Genomic DNA, 19,876 nt, shown 5'->3' on the forward strand with positions numbered 1-19,876 from the left:
TATGAAAGTGAAGCCATCTGTGCGCAGAAAGGCTACTGGTAAGCTTCTCAAGAAAGCGAAGCCGGTTCGCGGTAAAAAAGTTCTCCTGAGAAAAAGAAATCGCCCCGCCAAAGCGCTCCTGACACATCGAGGAGGCTTCGATAAGGGCTTTGACAATGGATACGATAGAGGGTATATGGATGGGTTTCACAAAGGTTTTGAACAAGGCTTTGACCATCTCTATTCAGCCTCTTAAGCAAGGGGCGGCAGCTTGATAGCGGTACGTGGATGCTGCCGCCTCCTTTGTTTCACCTAGACCGAGCGTTTATCCCCAACGTAAAATAATGCCAGCGTGCGTTAATCCCCCGCCAAAACCGTATAACAGGAGCGTATCGCCTGCCTGTACCCTGCCATCTTTTACGCCGAGATCAAGCGCCAGCGGAATAGAGGCCGCAGAGGTATTGCCGTAATACTCAAGGCTGTATATGGCCTTCTCAAAAGGAATTTCGCTCTTTTCACAAATGGATTGAATAATCCGCAGGTTAGCGCTATGCGGGATGAACCAATCAATCGCGGAACTCGGCAGCCCGCTTTTGGTTAGCAAGTGCTCGATCCCTTCCGGTACGGTCGATACCGCAAATTTATAAACTTCGCGGCCGTTTTGGACTAGCTTTCCGCCGCCAGTGAGCGGTATGTCCTGCCACTGCTCGGACAGGCCGGTGCGATAAACATGCTTGCCGCCGGAGCCGTCGGAGCCAACATGATGCGCCAGGAATGCCGGATGTTCCTCCTCGCGTTCCACCACCACGGCTCCTGCGCCGTCGCCGAACAGAATGCAGGTCGACCGGTCCGTATAATCGGTGATTTTGGACATTGCGTCCCCGCCGACCACGAGCACCTTGCGGTGTAAACCTGCAGCGACTAGTCCGCTTGCGGTATGGACCGCATAGGCGAACCCTGCGCAGGTGGCGTTAAGGTCGTAGGCGCCGACAGCAGGGAGGTCGAAATGAGCTTGAATCATACAAGCTACCGGTGTCGATGGCAGGTCTGGCGTATGCGTAGTGACAATGATCAGCTCCACATCCTTCAGCGATTCCGGATATCGGTCAAGCATGTTTTGAACGGCAGCTATACATAAATGGCTAGTGAATTCCTCGGGAGCGGCGATTCTGCGTTCCCGCATGCCGGTGCGCTGAACGATCCACTCATCGTTGGTTTCCACCATGGCTTCAAGGTCGGCGTTGCTTAAAATATGCGAAGGCACATAACTGCCTATTGCTGAAATACGGGCATTCAAGGGATTTGAGACAGGCATGAGAAGCTCGCTCCTTTTTATTATCAAGTATTAGTACCAGGTACTAAGTATAAGTAAACTTTACTTGAAAATGCGGTTGCTGTCAATGGTGCATGAGCACAATAAATGTGTATCCTGATATCCCATAAATAGCGCCCCCTACAAAAGAAATAAATCCCCATTCAGGGGATTTATTTCTTTTGCGTTGCAACTTCATGCAATAAATTCTCACTGCTTTGTTCCAGCCTCATAGGGAATAACTGCGTTTTATCAGGTTGCTGCTTCTTCAGTTCAGAAAATACAGCAGCAGAGGCGTAGATTTTGTGCGAGTGCTGAAGAGCTTCCTTCAGACGGTCGGGTTCGTTCATCCCCACACTCTCAACATGAAGCTGATGAATGCCTGCTTCCCGAATCCGGTTGGCCATCCATTCTCCGCCTATTCTTCCCAGGCAAACAAAGGCGACATGTGTGCCAGCCTGAAGCTTGGCGATCTCAAGCAGCTCAGAAGCTTCAAGCGTTGCTCCGATCACAATCACTTTGCTGTCGAAGCGAGCAAACAGTGCTTTGGTTTCCTCGGCATGGTTCAAGGTTGTGACGACGACGTCCGAACGCATAACGGCTTCTCTTACGACATCGTCATTAAGGGAACTGTCATCGAGAAATAAAGTATCTACTTCACCATCGGTTGCTCGCTCGATTTCCTGGCGATAGAAAGGGTAATCATGGCCTCTGCATTCCACCAGTAAAATCCGCAGCTTGCGGGCAAGGGAGGGGGGCTGCAGCAACGAGTAGGCAAGACCGGCGATGAAAAAAGATGGCAAATCAAATCCCATTGCCGCGGCCTCACGAATCGTATCATTCAAAAGCTGCTGCATCGGTTTCCGCTCTTCCAAGAGATGCTTGGTCTCGACCCCGCCCGTGACCTGCGTACCGCGTCCTTTCTGTATGGAAACAAGTCCCTCGTCACGCAATTGGTTGTATACCCAGTTGACCGTATTTCGATTGAGCCCAAGCTCATCCGCCAATTGACTGGCCGTCGGCAGCATATCGCCGTTTTCCATTTGTTCAATTCCGATTAACCATTTCAGTTGTTCTTTGATTTGTGTATTTACGTTAAAGGTCAATTGAGGATTAACTTGAAGGATATATTTTTTATCTTCTTCCACTGCAAATAACCTCTTTTCATAGTTAACTAGTTATATTATAATCCTTTTTCATTTGAAATCCAATAAAATGAGGAGTAAGAGTGGGAGAAAACCATTGACACACTGAAAAATAAATTATATAACTAGTTGACTAGTTCTTTAATGTAGAAAGTGGTGAACAAAATGAATAACCTTGACGAGTCAGGATTTTGGCTGAAAATGAGAAGCAAAGACAGAAGTCCGCTAAAAGTCGTTCCAAGGAATGCGTTGATCGGCTCGATTGGGGGATTTATCGCCATAGCTCTTTTAGCTCTCCTAACGGATTTGACCGCCAATGCCTGGATCATGGCCCCATTTGGTGCAACCTGCGTTTTGGCTTTTGGTCTTTGGGATGCACCACTGTCTCAGCCGCGCAATATCATCGGTGGGCATTTGATTTCAACCTTAGTAGGTCTCCTCTTTTTCCATCTGTTTGGCCGAAGCGTTTGGGTTATAGCCATTGCGGTAGGGCTGGCAATCGGCTTGATGATGCTGACCAAAACAACACATCCCCCTGCCGGGGCCGATCCTTTGGTCGTTATTTTAAGCGGCAGCAGTTGGTCCTTTCTGTTTGCACCGGTATTGATCGGATCTGTGCTTATCGTAATTATTGCTTTGATCATTAACAATCTGGATAAGAAACGCAGGTACCCGACCTTTTGGTATTGATTAAAATTATTCATGCAAACGGATAAAATCCAAAAAATAGGTCACTCTAAGGGCAGTCGCCCATGTCGGGCGAATGATACTGACGACGACAGGGAGTGAACGTAAACGCATGTTTCATGGCAAGAAAAAGCATGTCTGGATCATACTAATCTGTATCGCTTTGTTCTGCTCTACCTCAACGACCGCTTTTGCCTATGGAAAAGGGGCCAAGGGGCCGGATGTTTATGCGGTTCAAGGGATGCTGAAATCTCTGGGTTACTATAGCGGACCCATCACAGGCTACTATGGTAATCAAACACAATCTGGTGTTAAAGCGTTTCAAAGCCGTTACGGCCTTCCGGTTACCGGTAACGTTGATGATCAAACCCTGCAGTCCATCCTATGGGCTTATGGGAATTTGAAAATTCCCAAGAAGCAGACGCCGCCAACCCCAACCCCGCCGCCTTCCGAACCGCCACCGTCTCAGCCTGAGCCAACGCCGGCACCGGCACCCCAAGCTCCTCCGAGTACGGATCTGACGGCAGAGGAACAGCAAATGTTGGATTTGGTGAACAAAGAGCGAGCTGCTGTGGGATTAGCTGCCCTAGTCGTCGATCCTGAACTGACCAAGACAGCAAGACTCAAAAGCCAGGATATGGTCGATAACAAATATTTCTCTCACGATTCACCGACATATGGTTCGCCTTTTGATATGATGGAGAAATTCGGTATTACCTATAACGCGGCAGGGGAAAACATCGCATGCAATCAAACAGTGCAAGCCGCGCATGAGGCGCTGATGAATTCGCCTGGTCACAAAGCAAATATTCTAAGCAAAGATTACACGCACATTGGCATCGGTATTGTTGCCGGAGGACCGTGCGGTAAAATGTTCACCCAGCAGTTTATTGGAAAATAAATAGTGGTCTGACAGCCTCTGCCTGAATGAAGGGCAGGGGCTTTTTGTTGCATGCATACTGGCTAACTTAGCGCCTTAACGGTCATGGCTTAACAAAAAAACTCCGCAGAAAATTTCTGCGGAGGGCAAATAACCATTTATTAAGTTGCAGATACCGGCTTAATCGCTTCCGTCCACTCGGTGTAGGTCTGAAGTGCTTTTCCTTGCTCGATCGCATGACGGGCCATGTAGATTCCTTCTTCGATGGAGCCGGCCTTCTGGGAAACCCAGAGGCGAACAGCGCTGTTCAGCAGCACCATGTTCAAGTAAGGAAGTTCAGCTTCTCCGCGCAAAACGGCCATCGCCGTTTCACCTTGCAGCTGCGCCGTCCATTCAACTTCAGGCACTTCAACCATTAATTCATAGATTTCAGGATCTACAATGAATAATTCACTGGAGCCATTTTGAATCACATAGGTCCTCGTACGTTTTTCGATGGATAGATCTTCCGAGCCTTCCATGCCTTGCACAACGATTCCGCTGGTGATCCCCAGTTCGATGAGCAAATTCGTCATTTTCTCGAAAACCGTACCATGAAACACACCGACGGCCATGAACGGGGCTTCCGTGAAACGAAGCAGCTTCTCGGCGGTGTTAAACACAGTTCGCAAGCCGAGCTCCTTGCGGAGTTCGCGCAGCTCGCCAAGCGGTGCGCACCAGCTTTCAGTAGGCGCGAATAGGAAGCCTGTTCGCGCCGCTGCGGATACCAGCGCCTCGCGCGACGAAGTTAGCGCCGGTACGCCAAGTGCATCCAGCACGTCAGTCAGCGTGATGCCCCATTTGGGCGGCATGCTCGGGCTGCCGTGCAGTGTAGTCGGGAGACCGCAAGCTGCAAGCACAAATGCGGTCGGCAAGGTCGCAATGAACGTGCGGGTGCGGCCGTCGTAAGGTCCTGCACAGTCCATGCTGCCAGGTATCGGATAAGAAAAGATACGTTTGCGCAGCGCGTGAATGAAGGCTTTAATCTCATCAGGTGATTCCATTTTAATACGCTCAGCTACAAGAAATGCGCCCATTTGAGCCTGAGTAGCACCACCGGTTAACATAAGTTCTGCTGCTTGGGAAGCCTCTTCATACGAAAGATCTCTTGCTCCGCGCTTTCCGCGTCCTACTTCTTTTAGTAAAGATATCATCGTTTGCGGCCTCCTTGATTCTGATCTCGTAGTATTTGGTACACCTTGACGATGGAGGTAGCGACATCTACCATACGTTTACGCTCATTCATGGCTTGTTTGCGCAAAAAGTCGTAGGCTTCCGCTTCGGAAATCCCTTTAATCTCGCATAAGATCCGCTTGGCTTGATCGACCCATTTGCGCTCCTCCAGCTTGGAGAGGAGCTGCTCACGCTCCTGCTGCCATTCGGTTCGATGAAAGTAGTGATTCACACCTAGTAGCAGAGCGCAGTGAATTTCAAGAGGACTCATCGTTGAACCGATTAAACCATCTATACCTGCATCCATTCTGCATTCGTTAGAAGGAAAAGTGTGCGAATCACACCACCAGAAGAGGGGGAGGCTGCGCTCAGCCAATACGCGTTTGCGCCAAGTCTCCACTTGATCGGGGCTTACGCTTAATAGAACAGCATCAACTTTAGGAATGATGAAGGAAATTTCTTTACCAGTAGATGCTGTGTAGACGCGAAAGCCCAAGTCCTTCAATACCTCGTCAGGCAGGGATGCTTGTGCACGATTAGAATAGCTCATCTCGTTTGTGGATGGCGAGGAGGTAGCTGAGCGAGTTTGCTTCAACTCGTCGATCAGTATAAATGATTGCAACATTTGAATACCTCCATCGTTGTAAGCTTTTTATTCCATGGTAACTTTATGTGAGGTTTCTTCGTTGTATGAATGTTTATACGGCATTACTATAGCATATGAATTTGATTTTTGTCGATATAATAGGTGGAATGGAATGTCTAAATATTTTTATGTTACGTTTATTGACATAGGTATGAAGCCGTACTATAATCAAGTTAGAAATCGGCACAATGGTGTGCCCCTAACGCAGGCAATGGCGCCTATCCCCTTACAAATACGTAACCGGATAGGCTTTTTATGTTTACTTTTCAAAATACGACGAAACATGCTGTGCACGAAGATGTGGCAGCAGTGGCAAAGAGGCCGACAAACATCCCGATGTGAGTAGGGGTATGTTTGTCGGCCTTTTCTGTCCATGGGTGTGCAGACAGGGAGAAAACAGGATAGGGAAAAAAGAAGAAGGCGAAAAGCCTCACAAAAGGAGAGGGAAGATCATGGTTGATCGGAAAAGTTTTTTGCAAGTGGGACACAAAGGATCTTTGTTCAGTTCATTCTTGTATTTTGACATGAGCTTTATGGTATGGGTGATTTTAGGGCCGCTGGCGGTCGTGCTCGCGAATGATTTCCACTTGAACGCTGCTGAAAAAGCAAACCTTGTTGCCTTGCCTACATTAGGTGGAGCGGTACTTCGACTGGTGTTGGGCGTACTGACCGATAAGATCGGTCCTAAGCTTACGGGACAAATCGGACTAACACTAACCTTAATTCCATTATTCTGGGGCTGGCAGTTTGCTGACACTATGGGCGATATGTACTTCGTAGCGTTGATGCTCGGTATTGCCGGAGCGAGTTTTGCAGCCGCACTGCCGTTAGCCAGTTCCTGGTATCCACCGCAATATCAAGGCTTGGCGATGGGGATCGCCGGAGCAGGGAACAGCGGGACGATCTTCGCTACGCTTTTCGCTAACCGGATTGCTCAGCATTATGGCGACTGGCATGTTGTTTTCGGTATTGCGATGATTCCGATTGCGATCACGTTGGTTGTTTTCAGCATTTTGGCTAAAGACAGCCCGAATAAACCAGCACCCAAAACGGTTGCTGAATATGGCAGAGTGTTGAAACAGAAGGATTCTTGGTTGTTCTGTATTTTATATAGCGTAACGTTCGGCGGTTTCGTTGGCATGTCCACGTACTTAACCATCTTCTTTAATACACAATATGGTCTTTCACCGGTCCGTGCGGCTGATTTTACAACCGTATGCGTAATCGGGGGCAGTTTCTTCCGACCTGTAGGAGGTTGGTTAGCCGATAAAATAGGCGGCATCCGGATGCTGATGGGATTGTATGGGGTTGTCGCATTAATGATGGCAGGGATTTCAACACTTCCAGCGCTATCGGTTACAACGGTCTTGTTATTCATCGCTATGATGGCGTTTGGCATGGGGAACGGTTCGGTCTTCCAGCTTGTGCCTCAACGCTTCAAGTCGGAGATCGGCGTGGTCACGGGAATTGTCGGCGCTGCCGGCGGCTTGGGCGGATATTTCCTGCCTAAGATTCTAGGAAATGTGAAATTGGCAACAGGTTCTTTCACGCCAGGTTTCCTTATTTTGAGTGCAATCGCTGTGTGCTGTGTTATTTTGATCGCCTCTGTGCAAGGACAATGGAAGCGCAGCTGGATTGGCGACGGCGGCAAAGTGAAAGTTGCTCCAACAGCGATTGATAGCGTGCACGCTTAAGCTCCATAGAGATAGAGATAGAGATAGAGATAGAGAGAGGAAGATGAGACCATGACTCAAAAAGAAAAGTTGGTTTTAGTCGGAAATGGAATGGCCGGTGTTAATGCCGTTGAACATTTGCTTAAACTTGCTCCGGATAAATATGAGGTAACTATTTTTGGGAGTGAGCCTCATCCGAATTATAATCGGATTTTGCTGTCCTATGTCCTTTCGGGGGAGTCCAATGTTGAGGATATTGTTATCCATCCTTATGAATGGTACAGAAATAACCATATAACGCTCTATACAAACCAAACCGTGACGGCAATCAATACATCAGCTCAAACTGTCACGAGCGATAAAGGTGTAACGGTTCCTTACGATAAATTGATTTTGGCAACAGGGTCCAATCCTTTTATGATTCCAATGCCTGGTGCAGATAAAGAAGGGGTCATGGCCTACCGGACGATCCGTGATTGTGAAATCATGATGGAATCCGCGAAAAAGTATAAAAAGGCGGTTGTCATCGGCGGGGGTTTGCTCGGATTGGAAGCCGCCAGAGGTTTCCTCAACTTAGGAATGAAAGTGGATGTCGTTCATATCTCAGACGCAATCATGGATCGTCAGCTGGATCGCACAGCGTCCAAAATGCTGCAAGCTGCTCTGGAGGAACAAGGTATTAATTTCTTGCTAGCGAAGCAGTCAGCAGAAATCGTCGGTCATAAACGGGTTACCGGTTTGAAATTCAAAGACGGCACAATGACAGATGCGGATCTGGTCGTCATGGCGGTGGGAATTCGGCCCAATGTAGAACTTGCCAAAAATTCTGGCGTAGCATGCAATCCCGGTATTATTGTGAATGATTATATGCAAACAAACGTTCCTAATGTGTATGCGGTTGGAGAATGTGCGATGCATCGTGGCGTTGCCTACGGGCTGGTTGCGCCGCTCTACGAGCAGGGCGCTGTGTTAGCGAAGCATTTGGCAGGCGTGGAAACAGGTCCTTATGAAGGCTCGGTTCTTTATACGAAGCTGAAAGTGTCTGGTGTTGACGTTTTCTCTGGCGGGAAATTCGTGGATGAAGAAGGTACCAAAGCGATTCGAATTCATGACGAGTTCACTGGCGTATACAAAAAAGTGGTTATTAAGGACAACAAAATTGTTGGTGCTGTGCTCTTTGGAGATACGTCAGACGGTACGCGGCTCATGCAAATGATTCGTGAGGAAACCGATATCAGCGGGATGGCCAAAACAGCGATTTTGACGGATTCAGCGAGCGGCGGCGGAGCGGTTTCCGGTGTTGCCGAGATGAAAGACGATGCGATTATTTGCGGATGTAACGGGGTAACGAAAGGGACGATCTGTTCTGCGATTAAAGAACAAGGTTTAACCTCAGTGGAAGAGGTGAAAAATTGCACGACAGCTTCCCGTTCCTGCGGCGGATGTAAACCGCTTGTCAGCGATTTGTTAGCTTATACATTAGGCTCCTCCTACGATAAAAATGCCGTTAAAGAATCCATTTGTTCTTGCACGGAACATACACGGGATGAGGTTGTCGAAGCGATCCGCGAAAAAGGATTGTCGCATGTACGTGAAGTCATGAGCGTGCTTGTTTGGAAAAATGAAGAGGGCTGCTCCAAATGCCGCCCCGCGCTTAACTACTACCTGGGCATGGTTAGCCCTGAAACGTATAAGGACGATAGCACTTCGCGCTTCGTTAACGAGCGTATGCATGCGAATATTCAAAAGGACGGTACGTACTCCGTTGTTCCACGGATTTATGGCGGCGTAACGAATCCGACGGAATTGAAGCGTATTGCCGAAGTAGCGGAGCAATTCAATGTTCCGACTGTGAAGTTCACGGGCGGACAACGGCTAGATTTGCTTGGCGTGAAAAAGGAAGATTTGACGGCCATGTGGGAAGCGCTGGATATGCCTTCCGGATATGCCTACGGTAAAGCTCTGCGTACGGTCAAAACCTGCGTCGGCGACACGTTCTGCCGGTTCGGTACAGGGGATTCCATGGCGGTGGGCATCGAGCTGGAGAAACGTTTTGAGCGCTTAAATACACCGGCCAAAGTGAAGCTCGCGGTATCAGGATGTCCTCGAAACTGCGCGGAATCCGGTATCAAGGATTTGGGCATCGTCTCCGTCGATGGCGGGTGGGAGTTGTATGCCGGAGGAAACGGCGGTGTGAAGGTGCGCGTCGGCGATCTCTTAACAACAGTGAAAACAGAACAAGACATTATTGAATATACCGAAGCTTATCTGCAATATTATCGCGAAACCGGGAAATACGGCGAGCGTACAAGCGAATGGGTGCACCGTCTGGGAATTGAGCATATTCGTGCTGTCGTTGAAAACGAGGAAGAGCGCAAACAACTATGCGCCCGGATTGACCAAGCGCTAGCCGTTACGAAGGACCCTTGGAAACAAGCCATCGATAGCAAAAAAATTCAACGCGATCTCTATGAAGTCGTCGAGCTTACCTAACGAAATCACTCAGGAGGAGAAGACCATGAAGACACAAGAAGAGCAGATGATTTGGGTTGAGGCCGTAACTTATGAGGATTTAGCGGTGAATACAGGCAAAACGATTCGGTATCAAGGGGAGGAAGTAGCCCTTTTCAAGATGAAAAGCGGCAAGCTCACAGCCATTCAAAACCGTTGTCCGCATAAAGCAGGCGTGCTTGCGGAAGGTATTGTCTGTGACGAGCACGTCTTCTGCCCCATGCATGATCGCAAAATTCAACTTTCGACGGGGCTCGTGCAAGCCCCGGATACGGGTTGTGTGCAAACCTATTCGACGAAAGTTCATAATGGCACTGTTTTCATAGGTTTCCTGGTATGAGCATCCAGCCTCGCATCGTGTTCGTGCCCTTCCATTGGAGGTATGAGCACTCGACCGACGAGACGGATGCCGGAGTTCAAAATATGTGCTGTACAAGTAGAACGAACATAGAGGACCGTATCAGCTTAGTTGGCTAGGCCAAAGAACTAAGTTGGTGCGGTCTTTTTCTGCGCCAAGAAGTCTCAAAACTTCCTGTTCAGGCGCATCGGAAATACGGACACCGTTCCAAGTCTCAATGACGATTTTGCGCAGCTGGTGCTGTTTCAGCAATTGCCGGAACATGAGCTTGAGCTCGTGGGCAGTCTCCGCCAAATCATGGCTTTGTGCAGTTAACTGATAGATGCGCTTCCCGTTGTTTTCGATCCAATACAACCACTCGCTGCCTTTGAGAGCTAAATAATTGCCGGTTTTGCGCGAGAAGGAAATTCCGGGTCTTTCAGGCCAAGGGACAAGCAGCCCACAAGGATTAGCTGGATCGACAGCGCTAACTAGCGTGAAAGAAGAGGAATGGTTAGTTCCTTGTGCCACTGGCTGATGCAGCAGTCGAATAAAGTCTTTCGTTGCAAATTGGAGAGCATGCAAATCGGTGATGAACAGCCCTCGGACGACAAGCCCCCACTCTTCCAATTGACGCAAGGCGGTATGAATCGCCTCCCATGGATAGGGGCAAAGCGCAGAGACGAGATCTTTGGTAATGAGACCATAACGCTCTAACAGATGATGCGTCCACTGCATAGCGGAGGATTGCTTATCGAAGGCTGCATTATGCAGTGTGCTTAGGGCATACCAACGGCCAAGTCCTGATTGGAATTTGTCCCCTTTCTTCGAAGAGGAAGCGCCCGTGGCATGAAGCCGCAGCGGTGCGAACTGATCATTGGCCGCCTGACCATCCCAGACAAGCTGGAGCAACTCTTCTAATAATAAGGAAGGGGCTTTTCCGGTTTCAAGGCCAAGTTTGCTGAGAAATACAGCCCCTTTGGTTTCCATAAGACTCAAGAGTTCTGGAGAAGAGACAGGTCTATGGTGCATCCCGGCAAGGCAGGGTTCGAAAAGTGTGGAACTTTCTGCTAGAAAGAAAGCGATACGACCTTCTTTTTCCCCCTCTTCCTTGTGGCCTATCCAAAAAACCTCACCTGATGAACATAACATATCCAGGTCCTGTTTCCGGTAGGATAACTGCCTTGTCGGGAAGAAAACGGATTCCCAGAGTGATACAGGCAGGGAGAAGCCCTGCAAATCCGTGATGATTTCCCGCAGCTGCTCGATGCCGGGAACGTCCGTTCTCCCAATAAGTTTGCGCATGAGCGGCATGTGCATCAGATAGGTGAGCGGAGGAATAGCTGAGTTCTCGCGTCTGAGAATCTGCAGAGATTGGCGTACTAAGCGGGAAGCGACCTTGCTGCTTGTCCAAAGCGACTCCACTTCAGGATCGGCGAAAGGTGCAGGCTCCAATAAGCGGGAAGCGACAGCTTCCCCAATCCAGCTTTCAATCGTCTCCGTTTTCAACTCGTAGCGATCCGAGAGCTCCTCAGCGGTGAAAGACAGCCGACCGTCCGCATATCTTTGGAAGATAAACGTTCTGGCAAGAGGATCTACGGTGAGCGAAGAATAAAAGGCCACTTCATCGCGGCATATGTAACGCGTCTCGCCGGAGAAGGAGGCTAATTGCGCTTTTCCTTGGTCAAGCAATTCATGCAGCCAAGCCTTGACGGAGGATTCGGAAGCTGAACCAGCTTTGACGAGTTCGGTGAGGGAGGCGTCTCCGCGCTCTTTTAAATAACGAAAGACTTGCTGAGCTGACATCCATGCTTCATCCGTCCTGGAAAGCTTGGTATCTTCGTCTTCCAGGACTTGAGGATTTATCGCGTTACGAACAGTCTCTGCTCCAAAAATATCGGCAGCCATCTGCCGGCTGAAGCCTAGTAATTCTACTTGCAAATCCTGAGATAGGCTGTCTGATTCATAGATTTTTTGGGCGACGTAATCAGATTGAAATTGAGCGGCTAGCGGTGAAGGGAAGTGGTTGCGATGAACCGCAAAGTGGATGTCCCCTGCTTGCATCCCGTCCAGGATACTCCGCAGATGCTCCAAATCGACATGCTCTTCCAAGCATTCACGCATGGCTTCTTGAAAGAGCGGAAACCGCTCTTTGTAGGGCAGCGCTTCTTTCATCAGCTCTTGGCCGCGAAGCCGCTTGAGCCAAGCAGGCATTCGTGTAAAGCTGCGGGAAAGCAGCAGGGAAGTTTCCGCAAGCCGCTGGAAAGCCGCACCGAACATGCCGGACTCCGCGACAGCTCCGATAACCAATTGTTCAGCTTCATTAAAAGAAAGGGACATGATAGCCTGCGTAACCGCTTCTTGATAGCTTGGGAAAATCAGTTCGATGCCATTGTCCTTGGCATTTGTATAGATGGCCTGGTGTCCGTTGTGGCCCAGATGTTTCTCAAGCGCCATAAGCCAAGTCCGGTTTACTTTCCGTCCAAATAAGCTGTGCAGCACATAATGTGTTTGGTTCTGTTCATCGGCAAAAGTTTCGATAACAACCGTTTGATCGGTCGGTACTGTATTGACCGCAATTTGATTGCGAATGAGTCCAATCAGGGCATGACTGGCTTCTGTATCGAAAAAATACTGCTCCATGAGCCATTCTTGGACATCGATATCTCCCTTTGTATGAGACTGCGCGTTCAACCGATCCCGCAGCTCGCGCCAAAGCAATCCCGTTTGAACTCCGAGCTGATAGGATTTCCCGCCAGTCTCCCCGCGCCAGAAAGGGATTTCGCTGTACCGGTTTTCGGCTTCCTGCACATAAATGCGTTCCGGGCGCTTGCGAACGATGCGCCATGAAGCCGTACCAAGCTGGAATACGTCGCCGATCGACGATTCGTGAATGAACTCTTCATCCAGCTCGCCCAGATGAAGGCCGGTTTCGTTATGGTGCACGGGATAAGCCGTGCTCTGTGGAATCGTGCCCGCGCCTGTCAGCGCGGCCATCTGCGAAGCCGCTACGCGTTCCAAGCGGCCGGTTTCGCGGTCCCATGCGATGAGCGGACGCGCAAAGGGGTATAAACCTGCGAGCACCTCCAGCATCGCGAGCCACCGCTCCCGCGGCATCTCGCGGAAGGAGTCGCTCTGTGCGAGCAGGCGCGCCAGGAGCGCGACATCCAGCTCGTCGCCAAGCGACGCCATCGCGACGAGCTGCTGCGCCAGGACATCGAGGCTGCCCCGCGGGATGCGGATGGCCTCGATGTCGCGCGCGGCGATCCGCCGGCTGAGCACGGCGAGCTCCGGCAGCAAGCTGCGGCTGCGCGCCAGCAGCACGCCGCGGCTGACGCTGCCGACGGCGTGGCCGGCGCGGCCGATCCGCTGGATGCCTGCCGCAGCGGTGAAAGGCGAGTCGATCTGGATGACCAGATCGACATGGCCGACGTCGATGCCGAGCTCCAGCGACGACGTGGCGACCAGGCAGCGAAGCTCGCCGGCTTTGAGCTGGCGCTCGACTTCGAGCCGGATCTCGCGGGCTACGCTGCCGTGATGGCTGAGCGCGATCTCATGACCGACATGGTCATTGAGACGCAGGGTTAACCGCTCGCACAACCTGCGGCTGTTGGCGAAGATGAGTACCGTGCGGCAGCCTTCCATTAGCTGCAGCACACGTTCTACAAGAGGCGTCCAGATGGCCTCTTTATCCGCTCCGGCTCGCGCCGGCTTCGGCATCGCCACCTGCAGGGCGTAGTGCTTTTCGGCTTTGCTCTCGATAATCGCGACAGGGCGCGGCTCGCCGGCTTCCCATCCGCCGAGATACCGTGCGACGCGTTCGATCGGCTTTTGTGTGGCTGAGACGCCGATCCGCTGAACGGATCGCCCGCACCACACTTCCAGCCTTTCCAGCGTCAACGACAAATGCATGCCGCGCTTGTCCGCTGCCAGATCGTGAATCTCGTCGATGACGACTTGTTCCACGCTCTTGAGCATTTCTCTCGCGCGCGGTGAGGTAAGCAGCAGATAGAGGGATTCCGGTGTGGTCACGAGCAGATCTGGCGGATGCTTCAACATCGAAGCTCGCGTGCTCTGCGTAGTATCGCCGGTGCGGACGCCGACACGCAGTCCGTGCCAAGCGGTGTCCTTTTCAAATGAGGCGGCAAGCTCCTCAATCTCCGCCATAAAATGAAACAAATGATCATGAATATCATTATTCAGCGCTTTTAGCGGCGTAACGACCAGTACACGTACACCTGGGATGTAGGGCTCGCCGCCAGCCTGTTTCATTTTCACAATACGATCCATACAAGGCAGTAAGGCTGCTAATGTTTTACCTGAACCCGTAGGGGAGGAGATGAGGGTATGCTTCCTGGCAGTTATCTCTTTCCACGCCTGCTTCTGTACGTCGGTGGGTTCGCCGAAGCGTGAAATAAACCACTCCTTCAGAATCGGATGAAAAAGAGACAGAGGTCCCTCTGCATGTGCCGTCATTTCGTTCGCTCCCTTGCTCATAATTTCTTCCAACATAGCATAATGTAGGCGCTTTCGCCAATGATGTGCCCGTGAGGGGGGTGTTGTGAGAAATTGCGAAAGTAAAATATAGGGTTAACCTCCTAAAAATAACCAATTCAACGAATTAATCTGATACATTTGGTTATCTATGGCGAAGGAGTGTGAGTTAAGCTTGATGCTCAAAAAAGTAATTGCGACGGGCCTTGCTTTCGTAACAATCATGGGGAGCAGCACAGCTGTTCTAGCTAAAGACAATGGGAATGGCGACGGTAACGGCAATCGGAAAGATGACGGAAAGGTCGAAATCCATCTCACCTTTAACGATTTGAAAACCGCGGAATGGGCCATACGCTATATCGCGAGTTTAGCATCCATGCGTGTATTTGAGGGGTATGAGGATGGTACCTTTAAACCGCAAAACACGGTTTCACGCATTGAAGCGATTACAGCAGCCGTCCGGCTTATGGGGCTTCGCAGCCAAGCAGAATCTTCAGCCAAAATGAGTACACATCTCAATTTCAAAGATGCCAATCAAATTCCGGCATGGGCGGTAGGGTACGTTGCTGTTGCACTGGAAAATGACCTGTTTTCCGAAAATGACGACTCTGTTCAGCCTCAAAAAGAAGGCGATCGGCTATGGGCGACGACGCTTTTGGTCAAAGCACTGAAGCTGGACGCTCAGGCGAAAGCCAAAATGAACACGGCCCTGCCGTTCAAAGATGCGAAGCAGATTCCTGCAGGTTCTGTAGGTTATGTTGCTGTGGCCATTGAAAAAGGCCTGGTAGATGGCTTTGAGGATAACACGTTCAGGCCGAATCAGCCGGTTACTCGGGCTCAACTTGCCGCATTGCTTGACCGTACAGGCGGACAATTGCCTGATCAAGGAAATAACACACTGACGGGAACGGTAAAAAGTGTTGTTAACGGGAACGGTAAAAAGTGTTGTTAACGGGAACGCAGTAGTATTGACAACTTCAGGTACGACATCAACCTATGCCTTGTATCCGGACGTTTACATTTACAAAAACGGAGTGAAAATCAGTCCTTCGGCTTTGCAGGCTGGAGACGAAGTGAGTGTGCGGACTTTTAACAATCAAATTATTTATATGGAGGTAACCAAACCGGTTGTTCCGATATCCAGTAGCGGTACGGTCACAGCCGTTGTGAACAACAATATCCTTAAGCTTACCAAATCTGGTGTTACAACAAACTATACGCTGCATCCAGACATCGTTATTTATCGAAATGGCGTCAAAGTTGCGGCTTCCGCTCTGCAGGTCGGCGATGAAGTGAACGTTCGGACCTCGGACAATAAAGTTATTTTTATTGAAGTAACACAAACGGCGCAAGCGATTACGAATAACGGAACGATCACGGCAGCGGTGAGTAACAACGTACTGAAGCTCAAGAAAGACAATGTGAATTTTGAAATAAAGCTGCATCCGGATGTCGTTGTATATCGCAATGGCTTGAAAGTGGCTCTAACCGAGCTGAAAATTGGGGATGAAGTCAACGTTCGCACCTCCGAGAATAAAGTCATTTATATTGAAGTGACCAAAATGGTGCAGCCTATCACGAACAACGGCACCGTTAGCGCTGTTGTTAACAGTAGCGAGCTGAAGCTGACGAAATCGGGAGTTACAACTGCTTTTACTTTGCACCCGGATGTCATCGTCTATCGTGGCGGCGTGAAGGTTAGAGCCATTGACCTTAAAGTAGGCGACGAGGTCGATATCCGCACCTCTGACAATAAAGTCATCTATATTGAAGTAACGAAAAGGGTTGACGAGAATTTACCGTTTGATCTGCAAGGGAAATTGAAAGGAACAACTCTTAATGCGCAAGGCGAGCTCGCCACGATTTCTATCGTGCAATCGATTAATGGCAAGGATCAGACGACCGTGTATCAAGTTGCTTCCAGTGTGACTATCGTAGGCAACTTGACGTTATTTAAGGAAGGACGGCTTGTTCAGCTGAAGGGTGCGAATAAGGTAGTGACTTCTATTACGATAAAGTGATAGTGGTGGATTGAGGGAGATAGGGAAGAGGTTAGAAAAAGAGAGAAAAAGGAGCCCTGGATGGGGCTTCTTTTTATTTTGATGCGACTATGGCATCGATTGCGACTAGCCTCGCCATTGCTGACTGTAACACTGTTTTTCGACGTTATCGTATGCTCGGCGCGCAAACTGACCGCTTAGCGTTGAAAAACAAGCTTAACTCTAGCGTGAGGCCAGTCTCTGGGCGTGGATGGAGGCTGTTACGTTGTTTTACAACGTTAACGTATGCTAGACACGCAAACTGACCACGTTAGCGTTGAAAAACAAGCTTAACCTATGCGGTTACCCAAGCCCGGCTGCAAAGCGAAGCGATCCGGTTTCCTCTGATATTGAGGACTCGAGTTCTCATGAGTAATGCCTCAGTAGGTTTCCCGCTAGGTTTTTTAAATTTGTTATTGGCAGTTGAGTGGAAGTTGGCAGATATGGTGGGTAGCGTGATGGGATGGTGGGGGTAGTAGAGTAGCTAGCTTCACAACCTGACGGAGGCTGGTTCGTCAGTTTTTTTGTGCATTCAGCTTATACATGGCACAGGAAATCTGATGTCTCCCAAAAAGTAGGCTCAACTGCTAACTTTCTCAGAAACAATAAGCATGCCGTGCGAGAGGTCAAAAAGGCCTTCTCACAAGCCACTAAGACCGTAGCCCTGTTCTCAAGGCCTCACACCGCCCAATCGACCACAAGGCAACAAAAAAGCCCATTAATAATGGGCTAAAATAACAGCAATATCATTATCATTGAATTGGAAGGCGCCTTCTTCTGACTTCGTGAAATGATGGCCCCTTGACTCAATATACTGGCAGAGCCGAAAGAGAATGCCTGGTTCCACATTCAGGAGTTCTGACAAGGAAAACACATTTTTTTGCTCGGTAATCATTTCGATCATGGATTGAAATAGCCCCCTAAAGGTGTAATGTACTTGTTAGTTATTATCATAGTACATGCTAAGGATCATTTACTGTCGAAATGTTGGGTTAACAAAACGTTCACTTTTTAAAGCGCGCGCGAATAACATAAAAGCCCTCGAATCCTCCAATAGGAGGCCTCGAAGGCTTACATGGATCCCTTTGCTGACGGAATCAGATCTTTAATTCCCCAAGCTTGATCAGTTCTACAACCGCTTGTGAACGACCCTTTACGTTCAGCTTTTGCATGACATTGGAGATATGATTTCTCACAGTTTTTTCACTGATAAAAAGCTGCTGTGCGATATCTTTCGTCGTTTTGTCCTGCACTAATAGTTCGAATACTTCGCGTTCGCGGTTCGTAAGTAGAAATTTGTTTTTGTGGTCGCTGGCCATGGATGTGTGTCACCCCTCCTTGCTCGGGTATTGGGAAATACAAGGTTTAGGGATACAGTCAAAATTAGTTTATGAAGGGCTGCTGCCAATGGTGCGGTGTATATGTAAAAATAGGCGACATCCGCTTTTGAGTTTCTATCCGAGGCGTGGTAAGCTGAAACGAGGTATATCATTTGGGCAAAGGAGGGTTTCTTATGTTCAAACGTGATTATTTTATGCGGCAGATTGAGCAGATGACTCAGGTACTGCATCGCATTCTTTTTAATAAGGAACATATTCCACTGGCGGATGCCCAGCAGCTGTTGGACGAAGCCAGCCGGCATTTGCTCGGGCTCAATGTTCGTTCGTTACAGGCTTTATCAAGCAAGGATATCCTGGAGCTGCTCTCCTATCATGGAAATTTGGATACGGCGAAGGCGATGGTCATTGGGGATATGTTCGTCGGTCACGGAGATCTGCTGAGGCAGCACGAACAAACGGACGAGGCCTACCATGCCTATGTAAAATCTCTCGATTTACTGCTGCACTTGTCTCTTTCTCCCGAAGTTAGTCCTAGGGATGATGAGAACGTAGAAGTGGCTGCTCGCATACAAACCAGTCTGGATCGGCTTAAGGCATGGATAGTACCGGAGGATATGAAGAGGTTGCTTTTTGCCCATTATGAAAAACAAGGCGACTACGCGAAGGCAGAGGACGTGCTGTTTCATTATATGGAGGACCATCCGGACCAATCGGAGTTCCTACGGCAAGGTGTTGCTTTTTATAAAACACTGCTGAATACCGAAGAAAAGTTGCTCGAAGCAGGTAACTTTAGTACGGAAGAAGCCGCAGAAAGCTTGCGCCGGGTACAGCAGAAATTGGACTCTTTTAAAACTTTATAAATAGAAATTGCAGGTGATAAAATGGCTTGGTATCAGGAAAGCTTTGGAAATGATTATTTATTAGTTTATAAGCATCGGGATATGCAAGGCGCTTATCATGAAGTGAAAAAAATGATCGATTGGCTTGACCTAAAGCAAGGGGCCGAAGTGTTGGATTTGTGCTGTGGGATGGGACGTCACTCCTTGGCACTGGCTGATTTTGGATATGAAATCACAGGGGTTGACTTGTCTGAAGTGCTTTTGACGGAAGCGGCAGAACTGGATAAGCAGAAGCGTGTGACATGGGTGCGCGGTGATATGCGGGAAGTTCCCTTGGGGCGTCAGTTTGATGCGGTTGTGAACTTATTTACTTCATTTGGATATTTTGATGAGGAAGAACAGAATGCCAAGGTGTTTTACGAGATGCATCGTCTTCTAAAAGAGGGCGGTCGTTTTATTATCGATTTCCTGAATCCGATTTATGTTCAAGCTCATCTTGTACCACAATCGCAGCGCACGGAGGGAGACATTCAAATTCTCGAAACGAGAGCCATTGAAGATGGCTGCGTGCGTAAGCGAATTGTGATATCGCAGGAGGGCTCTCCGGAGCGGAAGTATTTGGAACAGGTGAAATTGTACGACCGAGTGGCGTTTGAAGCAATGCTGCAAAAAGCAGGTTTACATATTGATCACGTATACGGCAGTTATGACGGTCATCCGTATGAGGCTGATGTATCTTGCCGGATGATTTTTGTAGGGCATAAGGAAGGATGACGACTCAC

17 protein-coding genes are annotated in these 19,876 nt (G+C 49.2%); 10 read left to right on the plus strand and 7 right to left on the minus strand.

Going from position 1 to position 19,876, the window contains the following annotated elements:
• The first annotated feature begins 1 nt into the window (after nucleotide 1).
• Nucleotides 2–235 (plus strand): hypothetical protein, encoded by a 234-nt coding sequence (locus ACUN27_RS06300; protein ID WP_315953663.1) that lies wholly within the window; start codon nucleotides 2–4, stop codon nucleotides 233–235.
• A 69-nt stretch (nucleotides 236–304) separates the two neighbouring features.
• Here the strand turns inward: ACUN27_RS06300 and ACUN27_RS06305 are convergent, their stop codons facing one another.
• On the minus strand, nucleotides 305–1,294 hold the full coding sequence (locus ACUN27_RS06305) for a ketoacyl-ACP synthase III (protein WP_315953662.1): 990 nt from the start codon (nucleotides 1,292–1,294) through the stop codon (nucleotides 305–307).
• 170 nt (nucleotides 1,295–1,464) lie between these two features.
• Nucleotides 1,465–2,439 (minus strand): GntR family transcriptional regulator, encoded by a 975-nt coding sequence (locus tag ACUN27_RS06310; protein WP_326061571.1) that lies wholly within the window; start codon nucleotides 2,437–2,439, stop codon nucleotides 1,465–1,467.
• A gap of 162 nt (nucleotides 2,440–2,601) precedes the next feature.
• On the opposite strand from ACUN27_RS06310, the gene ACUN27_RS06315 reads away from it, so the two are divergent.
• Nucleotides 2,602–3,126, plus strand: a complete 525-nt coding sequence (locus ACUN27_RS06315; RefSeq protein WP_315953660.1) for an HPP family protein — start codon at nucleotides 2,602–2,604, stop codon at nucleotides 3,124–3,126.
• Nucleotides 3,127–3,235: 109 nt separating this feature from the next.
• The gene (locus tag ACUN27_RS06320) at nucleotides 3,236–4,024 is read left to right on the plus strand and encodes a peptidoglycan-binding protein (protein WP_326061572.1); all 789 of its coding nucleotides are present in this window, start codon (nucleotides 3,236–3,238) and stop codon (nucleotides 4,022–4,024) included.
• 140 nt (nucleotides 4,025–4,164) lie between these two features.
• Here ACUN27_RS06320 and ACUN27_RS06325 read toward each other — a convergent pair whose 3' ends face one another.
• Together ACUN27_RS06325 and ACUN27_RS06330 are read right to left on the minus strand one after the other, a co-directional pair.
• Entirely contained in the window at nucleotides 4,165–5,196 is a 1,032-nt protein-coding gene (locus ACUN27_RS06325) for an anthranilate phosphoribosyltransferase (RefSeq protein WP_315953658.1), read from the minus strand.
• Nucleotides 5,193–5,840: an ANTAR domain-containing response regulator gene (locus tag ACUN27_RS06330; protein WP_315953657.1), complete on the minus strand. Its 648-nt coding sequence runs from the start codon at nucleotides 5,838–5,840 to the stop codon at nucleotides 5,193–5,195. The genes ACUN27_RS06325 and ACUN27_RS06330 overlap by 4 nt, the downstream gene beginning before the upstream one ends.
• A gap of 473 nt (nucleotides 5,841–6,313) precedes the next feature.
• Between ACUN27_RS06330 and ACUN27_RS06335 the strand changes: the two genes are divergently transcribed.
• The 3 genes from ACUN27_RS06335 to nirD are packed head-to-tail and all read left to right on the plus strand — an operon-like array spanning nucleotide 6,314 to nucleotide 10,385.
• On the plus strand, nucleotides 6,314–7,555 hold the full coding sequence (locus ACUN27_RS06335) for a nitrate/nitrite transporter (RefSeq protein ID WP_315953656.1): 1,242 nt from the start codon (nucleotides 6,314–6,316) through the stop codon (nucleotides 7,553–7,555).
• A gap of 51 nt (nucleotides 7,556–7,606) precedes the next feature.
• Complete coding sequence (nirB, locus tag ACUN27_RS06340) at nucleotides 7,607–10,027, plus strand: nitrite reductase large subunit NirB (protein WP_326061573.1); 2,421 nt, start codon at nucleotides 7,607–7,609, stop codon at nucleotides 10,025–10,027.
• 25 nt (nucleotides 10,028–10,052) lie between these two features.
• On the plus strand, nucleotides 10,053–10,385 hold the full coding sequence (gene nirD, locus ACUN27_RS06345) for a nitrite reductase small subunit NirD (protein WP_315953654.1): 333 nt from the start codon (nucleotides 10,053–10,055) through the stop codon (nucleotides 10,383–10,385).
• Nucleotides 10,386–10,505: 120 nt separating this feature from the next.
• On the opposite strand, the gene ACUN27_RS06350 is transcribed toward nirD, so the two are convergent.
• Nucleotides 10,506–14,858, minus strand: coding sequence for a DEAD/DEAH box helicase (locus tag ACUN27_RS06350; RefSeq protein ID WP_445558581.1), 4,353 nt, complete (start codon nucleotides 14,856–14,858; stop codon nucleotides 10,506–10,508).
• Between the two features lie 196 nt (nucleotides 14,859–15,054).
• Between ACUN27_RS06350 and ACUN27_RS06355 the strand changes: the two genes are divergently transcribed.
• Both ACUN27_RS06355 and ACUN27_RS06360 read left to right on the plus strand, forming a co-directional pair.
• The gene (locus ACUN27_RS06355; protein WP_445560600.1) at nucleotides 15,055–15,828 is read left to right on the plus strand and encodes an S-layer homology domain-containing protein; all 774 of its coding nucleotides are present in this window, start codon (nucleotides 15,055–15,057) and stop codon (nucleotides 15,826–15,828) included.
• Nucleotides 15,797–16,897: a hypothetical protein gene (locus ACUN27_RS06360; RefSeq protein ID WP_445558582.1), complete on the plus strand. Its 1,101-nt coding sequence runs from the start codon at nucleotides 15,797–15,799 to the stop codon at nucleotides 16,895–16,897. The genes ACUN27_RS06355 and ACUN27_RS06360 overlap by 32 nt, the downstream gene beginning before the upstream one ends.
• Nucleotides 16,898–17,633: 736 nt before the next feature.
• Here ACUN27_RS06360 and ACUN27_RS06365 read toward each other — a convergent pair.
• Complete coding sequence (locus ACUN27_RS06365; protein WP_127455261.1) at nucleotides 17,634–17,819, minus strand: hypothetical protein; 186 nt, start codon at nucleotides 17,817–17,819, stop codon at nucleotides 17,634–17,636.
• A 193-nt stretch (nucleotides 17,820–18,012) separates the two neighbouring features.
• Nucleotides 18,013–18,234, minus strand: a complete 222-nt coding sequence (locus ACUN27_RS06370; protein WP_145661635.1) for a helix-turn-helix domain-containing protein — start codon at nucleotides 18,232–18,234, stop codon at nucleotides 18,013–18,015.
• Nucleotides 18,235–18,428: 194 nt separating this feature from the next.
• On the opposite strand from ACUN27_RS06370, the gene ACUN27_RS06375 reads away from it, so the two are divergent.
• On the plus strand, nucleotides 18,429–19,115 hold the full coding sequence (locus ACUN27_RS06375) for a DUF6483 family protein (RefSeq protein WP_326063078.1): 687 nt from the start codon (nucleotides 18,429–18,431) through the stop codon (nucleotides 19,113–19,115).
• Nucleotides 19,116–19,136: 21 nt separating this feature from the next.
• A complete protein-coding gene (locus ACUN27_RS06380; RefSeq protein WP_315953651.1) occupies nucleotides 19,137–19,868 on the plus strand; it encodes a class I SAM-dependent methyltransferase in 732 nt (243 codons plus the stop codon).
• Nucleotides 19,869–19,876 lie beyond the last annotated feature (8 nt).

The organism is Paenibacillus sp. WC2504 (assembly GCF_052682475.1).

Coding starts and splice junctions, on each gene's coding strand:
- ACUN27_RS06365 (WP_127455261.1), bottom strand. CDS start 17,819: ATGATCGAAATGATTACCGAGCAAAAAAATGTGTTTTCCTTGTCAGAA.
- nirB (WP_326061573.1), top strand. CDS start 7,607: ATGACTCAAAAAGAAAAGTTGGTTTTAGTCGGAAATGGAATGGCCGGT.
- ACUN27_RS06300 (WP_315953663.1), top strand. CDS start 2: ATGAAAGTGAAGCCATCTGTGCGCAGAAAGGCTACTGGTAAGCTTCTC.
- ACUN27_RS06325 (WP_315953658.1), bottom strand. CDS start 5,196: ATGATATCTTTACTAAAAGAAGTAGGACGCGGAAAGCGCGGAGCAAGA.
- ACUN27_RS06370 (WP_145661635.1), bottom strand. CDS start 18,234: ATGGCCAGCGACCACAAAAACAAATTTCTACTTACGAACCGCGAACGC.
- ACUN27_RS06335 (WP_315953656.1), top strand. CDS start 6,314: ATGGTTGATCGGAAAAGTTTTTTGCAAGTGGGACACAAAGGATCTTTG.
- ACUN27_RS06355 (WP_445560600.1), top strand. CDS start 15,055: ATGCTCAAAAAAGTAATTGCGACGGGCCTTGCTTTCGTAACAATCATG.
- ACUN27_RS06315 (WP_315953660.1), top strand. CDS start 2,602: ATGAATAACCTTGACGAGTCAGGATTTTGGCTGAAAATGAGAAGCAAA.
- ACUN27_RS06350 (WP_445558581.1), bottom strand. CDS start 14,858: ATGACGGCACATGCAGAGGGACCTCTGTCTCTTTTTCATCCGATTCTG.
- ACUN27_RS06305 (WP_315953662.1), bottom strand. CDS start 1,294: ATGCCTGTCTCAAATCCCTTGAATGCCCGTATTTCAGCAATAGGCAGT.
- ACUN27_RS06375 (WP_326063078.1), top strand. CDS start 18,429: ATGTTCAAACGTGATTATTTTATGCGGCAGATTGAGCAGATGACTCAG.
- nirD (WP_315953654.1), top strand. CDS start 10,053: ATGAAGACACAAGAAGAGCAGATGATTTGGGTTGAGGCCGTAACTTAT.
- ACUN27_RS06380 (WP_315953651.1), top strand. CDS start 19,137: ATGGCTTGGTATCAGGAAAGCTTTGGAAATGATTATTTATTAGTTTAT.
- ACUN27_RS06320 (WP_326061572.1), top strand. CDS start 3,236: ATGTTTCATGGCAAGAAAAAGCATGTCTGGATCATACTAATCTGTATC.
- ACUN27_RS06330 (WP_315953657.1), bottom strand. CDS start 5,840: ATGTTGCAATCATTTATACTGATCGACGAGTTGAAGCAAACTCGCTCA.